Raw genomic sequence first — 12,677 nt, forward strand, 5'->3', positions numbered from 1 at the left:
TGAACACCTCACCTTTAGAACATCAGGATGACGACCAGCAGACCACCAAGGAAGCCAAGACTCTTATACATTTTTTCGTACTTTTCCTGTTCGAAACGAGCTTCCTGGGCAAGTCCCTGAAGATGGGTTACAGCCAGGCGCAAATGCTTTTGCTGGTCTTCCCGATCAGATGAACCTAAAACCTGGCCCAAGCTTGTCAGCACATCTCGTTCCTGTTTTCGCAAGGCCGTATGCGTCCACAGCTTCCCCATCGCTTGCCTCAGAGCTTCCTCAGCGGATTGTGCCTTCTCGGTATTCAGTAGTTCCGCAGCAAAGAGAAACATTTTGCCGACGTCCTCCGAAACACGTTGACCGACCTTTACGAATGCACGATTTAACGGAGTTAGACCGTACACGATTTCGGTTTCAAGCATTTGTAGGGCAACCAGCAGCGCTCGCAGCTGAACGGGGCGATAAGCGTAATAGCGACCAATCTGCCAGCCAACCATAGATGCGGAAAAAAGGATCAGTACGGCGCCGATCAGCTTGATCATACGACCTGCTCCTTTTTAAGCGGGTTCAAGCCTTGATCGTAGATGGCCTGGATCGTACCTACCCCTTTTGTCCGACTGAGGACAATGTAACGTGAGAAAGCACCCTGTCGGATCAGCTTTCCCAGCATTGGTCTCTCGGCAACCTCCGTCACATCCGCTCCGTGTGCAGAGCAGATGACAGATACACCCGCATGTATCGCTTCCCACACGGCATCACCGTCTTCGGGGCGGCCTATCTCGTCCACGATCAAAACATCCGGAGACATGGAGCGGATCAGCATCATCATGCCCGCTGCTTTGGGACAAGCATCCAACACATCCGTACGTGGACCGACATCTCGCTGCGGTACGCCTTGCAAGCAGCCAGCCAGCTCGGAACGCTCGTCCACAATCCCTACCTTCCGACTCGAAGACCACTCGCTGCCGTAACTGATGGACCTGGCCATGTCACGTAACAATGTGGTCTTTCCGCATTGAGGAGGGGAGATGAGTAGCGTGTTGAGCAATTTACCGCTCTCAAAGAGAACCGGCATGACCTTTTGTGCCGCTCCTTTTTTCTCGCGGGCAATCCGGATATTGAAGCTGGTGACATCGCGGATTCCTTTTACCTCTCCCTTGTCCAGCACCACTTTACCCGCGATTCCGATCCGATGACCGCCAACGACAGTGATGTAGCCCCGTTTCAGCTCTTCTTCCAATGCGTACAAGGAGTGCTGGCTTACCTGGTTCAAGAGCTTGACTGACTGTTCTTCGGTGAATTCCCACCCTTGGCTCGCTATCGAAGTGAGCTGCCCAGAAGCTGTGACATAACTGGACTGCTGACCATATCTGACTTCCAAGGGCTGATTTTGCCGAAGACGTATTTCTTCTAGTTGCTCTGTTACCGTGGGAGGAAGGGCGTGTAAAATAGTGCGTATGCTTGCCGGCAAGATCGCCATGATCTCCTTCACGGCTGGTCCCCTCCTTTTTGGCTAAAGGTTGCTTTTTTACTCACCTAGCCTTTGTCCACATTGAACTTACCTCCATCCTATGCAGAGATGGACGAGATTTATGCTAAAAAATAAGTCAGTGGATTGCTTGTACCAAAAAAAAAACAAAAAAGCTTGCCCTCACATGTATTCATGTAAGTCGACAAGCTTATGTCTTCTGGCACTACCTGGTTTAGGTCGGATTAATCGGCTCTGTGTCCGCCCTACTATCATGTTGTTCGATGACATAGTGGGTATAGCCCTCATCATCCTGTCCTTCGTGTAAAAAAATCATTTCATGACAGTTTGGGCAGGAAAACTCATACGTCGTTTCGAGATGATTATCGCCCGCTCCTTCGTATACATACGCATCCTCATCATCGTCGAGATCGTAGTATGTCGCGTATTCGTCCTGCTCATCGTCGTCGTAATCTCTTACTGTTTCGTACAGCTGTTCGTCATCATCAAACAAGTAAAGCTCGATGTCTTCCAAATCTTCGTCGATAGCCTCTACGTAATCTTCCGCTTCTTCTACTCGGGTCTCCAGTTCATGAAACTGGGCAGTCACATCGTCGATGATATCGATCAGCTCAAGAATGATCTTGCCCTCAGAACTTTTTTCACTTATGTCCATTCCTTCTGCCAAACCACGCAAATAAGCAATTCGATTGGTCAACGACTCCACTTTTTCCACTCCCCTATCTAGTTCCTGACACTATCTTTCCCAATAGTGAGCAGCGATACCAGTGGAAGGAATTGGAGATTATTTTCGCACCCCAATCAAAATAAACGAAACGCCAACCATGATCCACGCAATTTTGGCAAAGCTGATCCGATCTGACATCCCGAGCAGACCGATCGCCGTCGTCGTAATCAGAATAGCGGGTCCGACAACCGCCAGTCCGGAATTGATCATGAGTGCCTTTTCCACCTGGTTTACCTTTAAAATGAGCAGAGCAGCCAATATTTCAATACTTCCGGACAATATTCGCAGAGCAGCCATCCCCATGATTGCTTTTTCCCACATACCGTCTCGTCCTCCTCTCGTTCCACTCTATGCCTGTACCAGACCATTTAAGCACTATATGGGTAAACGCCTATGCTTTTCACTCCTCCACCCAAGAGGGCATACACTGAACCATACGCCTAGAAGAAATGAGGAAACTGCCAATGCTAGACTGCGAGTATCCGTTTGTGCCCGCCAACTGGGCAAATCCGTCCGGGCTGACAAGGAGCAAACCTCGTACAAATGGAATGACAATGGTTATAGACAAAGGACTTGGGAGTACTGCCTTTTGCGATTTACTGGAACTGGCCTCTCCCTATATGGACATATACAAACTTGGCTTTGGCACGACTGCCCTGTACCCGCTAAACCTGCTACAGCAAAAAATCACGCTGGCGAAACAACATGGACTTACTGTCATGCCAGGCGGAACTTTTTTCGAAATCGCTGTCCGACGAGCACCCGTAAAGGATTATATGGCACATATTCACGCACTAGGCTTTAACGCAGTTGAAATTTCGGACGGAACCTTTGCTCTGCCTGCCTCGCAGCGCCGGGAGGCTATTCGGATAGGGGTAGAAACCGGACTTGTCGTCTATACCGAATTCGGTAAGAAGGCCGCGGACTACCGCGCAGAACGTGACGAGCTCATCGAAACTCTATTTGCCGATCTAGAGTCAGGTGCAAGCCACGTAATCGTTGAGGCAAGGGAAAGTGGAACTGTAGGTGTTTTTGATCCTAATGGCCAGGTGGACGAGAGCTTTGTTCACGATATCGTCCATACGGTAAAAAGCCAGGCAGCTCGCCTCATCTGGGAAGCACCCCAAAAGGAGCAGCAAGTGAACCTGATTCGTTCCATCGGAAGTGACGTAAATTTGGGAAATATCGCCTACACGGACGTTTTGGCATTGGAAACACTCCGGCGTGGCTTACGCAGCGATACAGCCCTCATTATGGAAGAGGGGAGGTCAGATCCGTGCGGATAGAAGTGGTGCCTACTGTGGAGGAAATTCGTTTTGACCAAATCAGTAATCGTGTAGTGATCGTTATCGATGTTCTCCGTGCGTCCAGCACGATCGTGACTGCACTCGGGAACGGGTTTCTGTCCGTCATACCCGTAGAGACAATTGGTCAAGCCAACTCCCTTCGCACACCTGACAGCGTCCTGGCTGGTGAACGGCACTGTCGAAAAATTCCTGAGTTTGACTGTAACAACTCTCCAACTGAAATTGCCACGCGAGCAAATGGCAGGTGCCACCTCATCCTGACGACAACGAACGGGACACGGGCTATCCAAAAAGCAGAACGAGCCTCTGCTCTGCTTATTGGCTGTTTTCTCAACGCCACGGCGTGTATCCAGCACGCGCTCACCCATCATCTCGATATCACGCTTTATTGTGCTGGCACACGTTCTGAATTTGCCTTGGAGGATGGTTTGGCGGCGGGCTTGATGCTCGTGCAGGCACAAAAGCTGAATGCTCATTTCCAAGTATGTGATCTGGGAGAAGCATTAAAAGCGAGCTACCTCCATCTCTCTGATAGACTGGCAGCACAACTGCTCCAAACGACAACTGGAAAACGGCTTGTACAGAACCACTTTGGGAGTGATCTGCACTATTGCGCCAGGGTCGATCACTATAAACTTGTCCCGTTCGTTAAGGAGAAACGAATACTCCCACACCTTGTCTCATAAAGTGAAAGGAGAACAGGGACAGGGGTTTTGAAGATGCCAATGATGTCTGGAGAAGTGATGCTCGTCATCCTTATCGTCATAGGGTTAATTGGCCGGTCACCGATTATTGCTACTGCCGCGAGTATCTTACTGGTACTGAAACTGACGGCATTGGAACGATTTTTCCCGACAGTCGAGCGACGGGGCTTGGAGCTTGGTCTGCTTTTTTTAACCATCTCCGTATTGGTCCCATTTGCGAGCGAAAAGATCTCGTGGAAAGACGTCACCCCTCTCTTTACGACTGTCGTTGGTTTGACGGCTCTCGCAGGCGGAGCGATTGCCACCTGGATGAATGGAAAAGGTCTTGATTTACTTCGGACCGAACCGCATATGATTGTCGGCTTAGTTATTGGCTCGATTATTGGAATTGTGTTTTTTCGAGGTATCCCTGTCGGTCCGCTGATGGCCGCTGGGATTACGGCATTTGTATTGAAGCTATGGGAATGGTTCGGCGGACGATAGTTCTGATCAACTACGGCAGTGATAGGGTAGACGATGCCCCCTTCCTTGTTTCCTGAGGAGGGGATTTTTCTTGTCTATCTTTTGATATCAGCTTACGATGTGCTTCTCATCTCCACTAATTTCTTTCATTTGAGAAATTCTCTTGACATGTACCGAAGAACGGGGAAAACTGCCCTATTCCTGCGAGAAATTTTTATTTGAAGTAGGCGGTCGCTGCCTTGGATCGTTCCTTTTACCGCCATCCTCGCATGAATGAGAATGACTACAAACATTCGTAATGGTTGGACTTTTAATTTTCAGTAATTTTAGCATTGACTGAAATGACTGAAAATCAGTAAGATTAGACACATAACCGGGACAGGTGATGATGGCTTGTGAAGAAACATGTTTCAGTTAGTGCAGCACTCTTATTTTTAACATTACTTGTGGAGGTGATCGGAGTTACTGGCATCATCATGGCTCTCCCCTTAATTAGCGAGGAATTTGGGCTCAACTCGGTTGAGCTGGGGGCAATTGTAAGCGCTTATTTTCTCGGCTATGCCATCTTTACGATTCCTGGTGGGGCTTTTGCTGATAAGGTCGGTTCGAAAAGGATCATTGCTATTGGGCTTTTACTTTGGGCTATCTTTACTTCACTCACTGGCTTTGTAAATGGTTTTCTCACACTATTCGTTGTGCGTGTACTTCTCGGAATCATCCAGGCTCCTTTGTCCCCTGCGATCCTTAAAGCTGTAGCGGAGCGTACCCCTGCCAAGATTCGCACAACAACAAATGCATTTGTCCTCTCTGCCGACCCGTTCGGCTCCGCGATTACACCACTAATTGTAGCCCCGCTTATCGTTATGCTGGGCTGGCACAACACTTCAATCCTGCTCGGTGTGCTAGGGCTCTTAATAGCTCCTATCATTTGGTTTTTGCTGCCCCGTCCGCTTCCTCCAGAAATAGCTAATCCGGTAGCGGAAGCAGTGCCAGAAAATGTAGCCAATACTACGCCACAGCAGCCTGGCATGAAATTGACTGATGTGCTGCGCAACCGCCAAATCTGGATGCTGACGATGATCATGTCTGGCATCAGCATCGTTGCTACAGGGTTTCTCACGTGGGTACCGACTTATTTGACGACCGAGAAGCATCTTGATTTGACGCAAACCGGCTTTGCCGCTTCGCTCCCGCTGTTCGCCGCCATGGTCGCAAACCTCACAGGCGGTTGGTTGTTTGACCGCTATCTAGGGAATCGATTTCATCAAATGGTCATTCCGTCCTTATTACTCTCCTCTCTTTTTCTTGTTCTGATGATCACTTCCGGCTCCGTTTTGCAATTCGTCCTCTATGAAGCCGCCGCACTCGCATTTCTTTCTATGACGAATCAGCCGGTTATGGGACTGGCCATGCGAATTATTCCTGCGAATGTATTGGGCATCGGCAGTGGCATGCTCCTCACTGGTATAAAAGCAGCCAGCATCATTACACCTGTCGCCATGGGTGCCATCATTGCTCACATTTCGTTTGAGGCAAGCTTTGTATTTCTCTTGGTGGGCTTATTGCTGTCCATCGCTGCAACAATCGGCGTACGAATCAAGCCTGTCGCTCGAAGCGATAGTATGCTGGCCGAAAGCAAGCTCCCCCCTGGAGTATGAACTCATTTTTAAAGGAGGTGAGGCAAGAATCTCATTTTGATAAAGGAGTTGATCATGATGTCTAATCTCAACCACCGTCAATCAGAAAGGATGATTCCCATGAACAAGGAAAACTGGACCTTAGTTTTTGAAGATTACGCCAACAAAATCCTCGATCCCAAAATGGTTCCCGGGGCGATTATTGCGCTTGCCAAGGATGGCGAACAAATTTACGAGCATGCCTTCGGATACAGCGATGTCGAGCTTCAGCAAGAGATCACATTGGACACCGTATTTGGTATTGGCTCCATCACCAAGTCATTCAGCTGCATCGCGATTTTGCAATTGCAGGAGGCTGGCAAGCTGTCTGTCACAGACCCGGTTGTTGCCCATTTGCCTCATTTCCGCTTCGGAGATGAGGAAGCAAGTCGGCAAATTACCATCCATCACTTTATGAGCAATTCGTCAGGAATCCCACCGCTTGCATCGCTGTTCGGTGCCATGCGGAGAAGCATTGAGGCAGATCCTGATCACTCCTATTTTCTGCCTCCCTTTGATACAAAAAGCATCCAGGAGCTTGCATATATTGACACCTACGATGATTTGCTCGCCTACCTCTCTGCATCGGACCTCTCGCTTTTGGGAGGAGCAGGAAGCCAGTTCAGCTATTCGAATGACGCCTTCGGACTGCTAGGTGCAATCATCGAGAAGGTCAGTGGAATGCCTTATGAAGTGTATGTAAAAAAGCACATTCTCGAGCCCGCCGGAATGACGAACACAGGTTTTTCGATATCCGATTTACCTGAAGATACTGCCATTTCCACCCTCTATACCAAGCGATTGACAAATGGTAAGCCGGAGCTGTTTGCTTCCCCTTATTGGTTGGATGCACCAGCACAACGTGCAGCCGGTTTCTTGAAATCAACCGCCCGCGACATGCTCCGCTTTGCCGAAATATTCCGGACAGGTGGCTGCGCCGGAGATGTGCGGATTCTCTCGGAAGTGAGCGTAGCACAGATGATGAAACCTCATATCGGGATTGATTCCTTTATTCACTACGGCTATGGGTTGTTCATCACACCATCCCCGCATTATCACGGCGGTTCCTTAGTTGAGCACTCGGGCGGAATAAAAGGCGTTTCTGCGCAAATGCATATCCTGCCTGAAGCAGGAATTACCGGGATCGTCCTGATTAATGCAGACGGTGCTTTTGCAGTAAGGGGTCTGTTAGCGGCGGCACTCAATGCTCTACATGAGCGGCCGGTGGATACATCTGAGTTCCACTACCCCAGCTATGTGCCAGAGACAGCAGCTATGACCGAATACTGTGGTGATTATTCATCCAGTGAGGGGAGCCGTGTCTCAGCCAGCTTATCTGGTGAGACACTTACCATTTCCGTCAAGTTGGGAGAGATCGAAAGCGCTATACCACTCCTTCCGGTCGGCCCCGATCAATTCATTGCAGAGCTAGGTCCCGGCATGAGCAACTCAGTAATATTCTACCGGGATGAAAATAGGCGGGTCTGCCGAATATTGTTCGGGTTCCGTCAGCTGACCAAAGCAGACAGAAAAAGCTAATGTTGCTATAATGATGAAAGGTCTAGGCTCGTTTTCAAAGACGGGTCTAGCCAAGTTACTTGAGAAACGTCCTGACGTTTTTCCAAAGGGAGTTTTGGCGTTGAATAAGTTATCTCCAGAACTGTTGGCTTATATCGAAGAGATAGGCCTATATCACGAGCAGCAAGGCGCATCCAGAATCGCGGGGAGAATTTTGGGCTTGCTAATGGTTACTGAAGGCACACTGTCGGCTGAACAAATTGCGACAGCACTCCAGGTTAGCCTTGGTAGCGTGTCGACCAACATGCGTTTACTGCTACAGTCTGGGCATGTAGAAAAAAAGAGCATAACAGGTGACCGCATCACCTACTACATATATTCAGAAAATGCTCTGGAAAGAGAGTTCCTCGCCTCCATTGAGCGAGTTCATTCCTTGAAAAAGACGATTGAAAAAGGAGCGCAAATTCAAGACGTGAATGAAAACGAGATAATCTCCAAGCGCTTTGTAGAAATGGACAGAGGCATCGAATATTTTTTGGACTCGCTAAACGAACTGCTGAACCGCTGGCGTGCGCAGCGTTGATGACAAGTAAAAAGGATAGAATACAACAAAACCCCCTTCAGGAGATGAAAGAAGGGGGTCATACGTATTTAAAGGATGTTTTCAATGTAAAGAACGAGTGACTGGTTTAATGCTCTAATGCCCGTTATTTTTCTATTTCAAATGGGACTTCCCAATGCAGGTCGCGATATTGTTTCTTTTGGAGCATATACGAAAGAGTGAGCGTCTTCGGTTGCTGTACCATGCCCTCGATGAAGAATGCTCCTGTAACGTGGATTCGACCGTCTTCACCTCTGTTATACTTTCTGTCGTATGATACTTCATACACTCTTCCTGACTCATCCTTTGCTTTCCATGCGAGCGAATCAATCACTCCCTCCGGCAATTTACCTGTGAACGGAATTACCACACCTGGTTCATCATAGAATCCGCCCTCTATCATTTCTTCCTTATCTGTGTTTTTTACATGAAGGCTTTGCAAGAGAAAGGAGGCTCCGTCCTTTTCGACCGTAACGGAATGCTTGCTTAAAGCATTTGCGTCTACTGTCATCTCAAAATTTGCTGGTTCATGTATATAAAGTGAGTGCAGCTTCATGGTCAGCTTTTGATTTTTTGCAAATGGCGAGAATCCATGCCGAATCGTATATACCGAGCCGTCTTCAGATCCTTCAACAATGTTCATGTTTTTGAGGTCGTTCTTTTTCAGATTGTTAATATCGGCATGCAATACATCGTCATATCCGGCTACTGCATTGCCCTTCTCGTCGAAAATTTGAACAGCAATACCCACATCCTTTAAATAACGGAGCACCATATCGGCTTCTTTGTTTTTTCCTTTTTCTAGTGTAGCCATGTTCCAATTGTGCTCACTCATGATTTGATTCAACCGCTGAGTCCACTTATCTGTTGCTGTCCGCTCCATCTCAATAATACTGGCGCTTGGTGTTGTCATGATATTTTTGAACGAGAACGAGATACCTTGTGGCGTTGTATACTGCTGATTGATGTCCGTTACAACAGCGACAGCTCTTGCCTTTTTCATATCCACCGGGAACGTTACCTCCCAGTTACCGAGTCTCCCATCGAGAGAATTTGTTTTAATATTGATTTGGATTTCATCTGGGATTTTACTTGGCTCTGGCCAGTCCTTGAAGATTTCGCGCTCAAAAACAAAATACTCTCCATCCGGACGTTGAGATTGGCCGCCTTTACGTTCAATTTTGTTTCCGTCCTTATCCATAAAAGTAAGGATAAATTTTTCGCTGTCTTTCAATTTGATTTGTTTTCCATCCCGATCTACTAGTCTGGAAAAGATCGCGATACGCGTCGGATCGGCAACTACTTCTTTCACAGTAAAGGTAACGCCTTGCTGCGTGTCACTCTTGTTGATTACCTGTACATAACCAGTTTCTACCGCTTTTTTTATTCCATTGTCCACTCCTTTGATCGAATCTATGACACTGGTCACGTAGCTGGCAAACGTAGGGGACACAATCGAACCAAAAGTAATGAGAGCAGTCACACTCGCAACTGCTAATGCTGTTTTTTTCATAATGGAAATACTCCTTTTTTTCCAGTTTGGTTTCGGAACGGGAATCGGTACATTCTCTAATGAACGCATGACCTGCTGGGTGAAATCAGCCGGGAGCTGGGTTGGCGGCAGCACAATCTCCAATACGAATTCATCTTCCTCAGACACCAGGCGACTGCAATGCGGGCAGCTGTCCACATGTTTCTCTACTTGTCTGTTTTCTTTTTCAGGAAGCTCTCCACGAAAATAGGCTCGCACTGCATCAGCTTTAGAACAATTCATAGATGGCAGCACCTCCTGACATTTCGTGAGCAAAGCCGGCCCGCAGCTTTTTCTTAGCATGATGAATCCGCATCTGTACAGTGGTCATAGGTAGATTGAGGATTTCGCTGATTTCCTTGTAGCTGAGCTGCTCCGTATATTTCAACAGGAATGCCGCACGATATTCTTCCCCTAATGCCATGATCTGGCGCCCTATGACGTCTTTCTTTTCTTTTTTGAGGTATGCTTTTTCCGGCGTGTTGTTCTCAATAAGCATCGCCTCTTCCAAAGGCTCCCTGGAGTAACGCTTGTTTTTACGCCAGACATCTATACAAAGATTGGACCCGATTCGGTATAACCAGGCCAAAAACGCATCTGTTGGTCTGTATTTGTCCAACTGACAGAATGCTTTGAAGAAGACCTCTTGCGTCAGGTCTTGTGCATCCTGCGTCTGTCCAGTCATTCGGTACAGAAAGCCGTACAATTTATCCTTGTACTTGTCAACGAGGTGCGCATAAACTTCCCTGTCTCCCTCACGCACTTGTTGTATGATCAACCAATCGTCCTGCACTTGATAGATCCTCCTATCCCAAAAATCAGTTCGCTGCGCAGCGCTCTTTTTGGCAGGCTCACTTGGTTTAACGGATCAGATTGTATTTTCTTTCAAGCTTTTCAAAACTTTTTATCAAACACCTGCTTTTGGCAACAAAAAAAGCTGCACCCAGATGGGCACAGCTTTTTTTGTACTTTCGCCGTTTACGCGCGGGAAACATACGCTTCCGAACGAGTATCGATGATCAGACGCTCTCCTTCTTCTACGAAAAGAGGAACGTTTACTACGAAGCCAGTTTCCAGGGTAGCTTTCTTCGTTACGTTAGAAGCTGTATCCCCTTTTACACCTGGCTCACATTCTGTTACAACGAGTTCAACCGTGTTAGGAAGTTGAATTCCGATCGTCTCTCCGTTGTATTGCATGATTTGTACGTTCATGTTTTCCTTGAGGAAACGCAGCTCACGCTCGATTTGGCTACGAGTAAATGTCATTTGCTCGTAAGTTTCCGTATTCATGAATGTGTAGTCGTCTCCACTCGCATACAGGTATTGCATGGTGCTAGACTCGATGCGGGCTGGGTTCACTTTCTCTCCGCCACGGAACGTCATTTCAGTCGTATTTCCGTTGCGCAGGTTGCGCAGCTTGGAGCGCACAAATGCTGCACCTTTTCCTGGTTTTACGTGTTGGAATTCAAGCACGGTATAAATATTGCCATCTACTTCGATTGTCAAGCCAGTACGAAAATCGTTTACAGAGATCATGGTAGTCCTCCCGAGAATCAATCAATAACAGAAATAGTATAAATTAGACGGGCAAAATGATCAACTCTTTCGTAGACTTGCCTAGGTTCTCATGGCCATCTGCTGTGATGAGCACATCGTCCTCAATACGCACGCCACCAAGCCCGCTAACATAAATGCCTGGTTCCATCGTCACGAGCATCCCTGGCTCCAAGACAAAGGTGCTTACAGTCGACAATCCTGGCAGCTCGTGCACTTCAATGCCAAGTCCGTGCCCAGCACTGTGGCCATACGCGTCTCCATAGCCTGCAGCTGTGATAATGTCACGTGTTGCAGCATCCGCAGCCTTGGCAGATACGCCGGGCTTCAGAGCTTGTACACCCGCAAGCTGTGCACGCAGGACAATGTCGTAAATCTCTTTCATTTTTGAACTCGGCTCACCAACAGCAAGCGTACGGGTAATATCTGAATTATACCCATTGTAAGCGGCACCAAAATCAAGTGTAACCATTTCGCCCGCCTCGATAATTTTCTCACTTGCACGTCCATGTGGTAGTGCCCCGCGAACACCAGAAGCCACGATCATATCAAATGCAGAACCTGTCGCACCTTGCTTGCGCATGAAGTATTCGAGTTCAAGCGCCACATCTGTTTCACGTACTCCTGGTCTGATATAGCCTTGAATATGCTCAAATGCCACTTCGGCTATTCGGACAGCCTCGCGGATGATTACCATTTCGGATTCATCCTTGAACATCCGAATTTTTTCCACAAGTCCACTCGTTGCAATCAATTCAACATTTTCAAATGCCCGATTCCATTCTTGATGTGTGCCAAATGAAACACTGCTCTCAAACGCCAAACGCTTGATTCCTTTGTCTGCTAAAAGCTTTGCGATTGCTTCAATTGCTTTGCGCTCATTGTTTACGACCGTAAAATCTGGGGCCTGCTCCTGTGCTTGTTCTACATAACGGAAATCTGTTACCAGAAAGGCTTCGGATTCGGTTACAATCACCCAGCCAGTTGAGCCAGAGAAACCGCTCAAATAAAAACGATTCTCTGCTTTTTCTGTAATGAGCGCATCCGCTCCCAAATTTGCTAGTGCTTCTCTTAATTTTGTCAGACGTTGTTTCATCACAACCGTCTCCCCTTTCAT

14 protein-coding genes are annotated in these 12,677 nt (G+C 47.7%); 6 read left to right on the forward strand and 8 right to left on the reverse strand.

Going from position 1 to position 12,677, the window contains the following annotated elements; all coding sequences use genetic code 11:
• Positions 1–14: 14 nt before the first annotated feature.
• From spoIIIAB to C3B52_RS07185, 4 genes are all read right to left on the reverse strand, one after another.
• On the reverse strand, positions 15–533 hold the full coding sequence (gene spoIIIAB, locus C3B52_RS07170) for a stage III sporulation protein SpoIIIAB (protein WP_103105382.1): 519 nt from the start codon (positions 531–533) through the stop codon (positions 15–17).
• Positions 530–1,483 carry a stage III sporulation protein AA gene (gene spoIIIAA, locus C3B52_RS07175; protein ID WP_103105383.1) on the reverse strand — a complete coding sequence of 318 codons (954 nt, stop codon included), beginning with the start codon at positions 1,481–1,483 and terminating at the stop codon, positions 530–532. Before spoIIIAA ends, spoIIIAB begins: the two co-directional genes overlap by 4 nt.
• Positions 1,484–1,694: 211 nt before the next feature.
• Positions 1,695–2,195, reverse strand: coding sequence for a CD1247 N-terminal domain-containing protein (locus C3B52_RS07180; protein ID WP_306418808.1), 501 nt, complete (start codon positions 2,193–2,195; stop codon positions 1,695–1,697).
• 69 nt (positions 2,196–2,264) lie between these two features.
• The gene (locus C3B52_RS07185; protein ID WP_103105384.1) at positions 2,265–2,528 is read right to left on the reverse strand and encodes a YqhV family protein; all 264 of its coding nucleotides are present in this window, start codon (positions 2,526–2,528) and stop codon (positions 2,265–2,267) included.
• 143 nt (positions 2,529–2,671) lie between these two features.
• On the opposite strand from C3B52_RS07185, the gene C3B52_RS07190 reads away from it, so the two are divergent.
• The 6 genes from C3B52_RS07190 to C3B52_RS07215 all read left to right on the forward strand — a co-directional run bounded on the left by C3B52_RS07190 (position 2,672) and on the right by C3B52_RS07215 (position 8,457).
• On the forward strand, positions 2,672–3,493 hold the full coding sequence (locus C3B52_RS07190) for a phosphosulfolactate synthase (RefSeq protein WP_103105385.1): 822 nt from the start codon (positions 2,672–2,674) through the stop codon (positions 3,491–3,493).
• Positions 3,484–4,200 carry a 2-phosphosulfolactate phosphatase gene (locus tag C3B52_RS07195; RefSeq protein WP_103105386.1) on the forward strand — a complete coding sequence of 239 codons (717 nt, stop codon included), beginning with the start codon at positions 3,484–3,486 and terminating at the stop codon, positions 4,198–4,200. The genes C3B52_RS07190 and C3B52_RS07195 overlap by 10 nt, the downstream gene beginning before the upstream one ends.
• Positions 4,201–4,239: 39 nt before the next feature.
• Positions 4,240–4,701: a DUF441 domain-containing protein gene (locus tag C3B52_RS07200; RefSeq protein ID WP_103105493.1), complete on the forward strand. Its 462-nt coding sequence runs from the start codon at positions 4,240–4,242 to the stop codon at positions 4,699–4,701.
• Positions 4,702–5,075: 374 nt separating this feature from the next.
• Positions 5,076–6,338: an MFS transporter gene (locus C3B52_RS07205; protein WP_103105387.1), complete on the forward strand. Its 1,263-nt coding sequence runs from the start codon at positions 5,076–5,078 to the stop codon at positions 6,336–6,338.
• 57 nt (positions 6,339–6,395) lie between these two features.
• A complete protein-coding gene (locus tag C3B52_RS07210) occupies positions 6,396–7,895 on the forward strand; it encodes a serine hydrolase domain-containing protein (protein WP_164684716.1) in 1,500 nt (499 codons plus the stop codon).
• Between the two features lie 100 nt (positions 7,896–7,995).
• Positions 7,996–8,457: a GbsR/MarR family transcriptional regulator gene (locus tag C3B52_RS07215; protein WP_235615619.1), complete on the forward strand. Its 462-nt coding sequence runs from the start codon at positions 7,996–7,998 to the stop codon at positions 8,455–8,457.
• Positions 8,458–8,581: 124 nt separating this feature from the next.
• Here C3B52_RS07215 and C3B52_RS07220 read toward each other — a convergent pair whose 3' ends face one another.
• The 4 genes from C3B52_RS07220 to C3B52_RS07235 all read right to left on the reverse strand — a co-directional run bounded on the left by C3B52_RS07220 (position 8,582) and on the right by C3B52_RS07235 (position 12,656).
• Positions 8,582–10,249 (reverse strand): DUF4179 domain-containing protein, encoded by a 1,668-nt coding sequence (locus C3B52_RS07220; protein WP_164684718.1) that lies wholly within the window; start codon positions 10,247–10,249, stop codon positions 8,582–8,584.
• Entirely contained in the window at positions 10,236–10,799 is a 564-nt protein-coding gene (locus tag C3B52_RS07225; RefSeq protein WP_103105390.1) for an RNA polymerase sigma factor, read from the reverse strand. Before C3B52_RS07225 ends, C3B52_RS07220 begins: the two co-directional genes overlap by 14 nt.
• 185 nt (positions 10,800–10,984) lie before the next feature.
• Complete coding sequence (gene efp / locus C3B52_RS07230; protein WP_103105391.1) at positions 10,985–11,542, reverse strand: elongation factor P; 558 nt, start codon at positions 11,540–11,542, stop codon at positions 10,985–10,987.
• Positions 11,543–11,585: 43 nt separating this feature from the next.
• Positions 11,586–12,656, reverse strand: a complete 1,071-nt coding sequence (locus C3B52_RS07235; RefSeq protein ID WP_103105392.1) for a M24 family metallopeptidase — start codon at positions 12,654–12,656, stop codon at positions 11,586–11,588.
• Between the last annotated feature and the right edge of the window lie 21 nt (positions 12,657–12,677).

The sequence above is a fragment of the Brevibacillus reuszeri genome (genome assembly GCF_002897295.1).
Taxonomy (GTDB): domain Bacteria; phylum Bacillota; class Bacilli; order Brevibacillales; family Brevibacillaceae; genus Brevibacillus; species Brevibacillus reuszeri_A.

Coding starts and splice junctions, on each gene's coding strand:
- spoIIIAB (WP_103105382.1), bottom strand. CDS start 533: ATGATCAAGCTGATCGGCGCCGTACTGATCCTTTTTTCCGCATCTATG.
- C3B52_RS07185 (WP_103105384.1), bottom strand. CDS start 2,528: ATGTGGGAAAAAGCAATCATGGGGATGGCTGCTCTGCGAATATTGTCC.
- C3B52_RS07190 (WP_103105385.1), top strand. CDS start 2,672: ATGCTAGACTGCGAGTATCCGTTTGTGCCCGCCAACTGGGCAAATCCG.
- C3B52_RS07200 (WP_103105493.1), top strand. CDS start 4,240: ATGATGTCTGGAGAAGTGATGCTCGTCATCCTTATCGTCATAGGGTTA.
- C3B52_RS07210 (WP_164684716.1), top strand. CDS start 6,396: ATGTCTAATCTCAACCACCGTCAATCAGAAAGGATGATTCCCATGAAC.
- C3B52_RS07220 (WP_164684718.1), bottom strand. CDS start 10,249: ATGAATTGTTCTAAAGCTGATGCAGTGCGAGCCTATTTTCGTGGAGAG.
- efp (WP_103105391.1), bottom strand. CDS start 11,542: ATGATCTCTGTAAACGATTTTCGTACTGGCTTGACAATCGAAGTAGAT.
- C3B52_RS07235 (WP_103105392.1), bottom strand. CDS start 12,656: ATGAAACAACGTCTGACAAAATTAAGAGAAGCACTAGCAAATTTGGGA.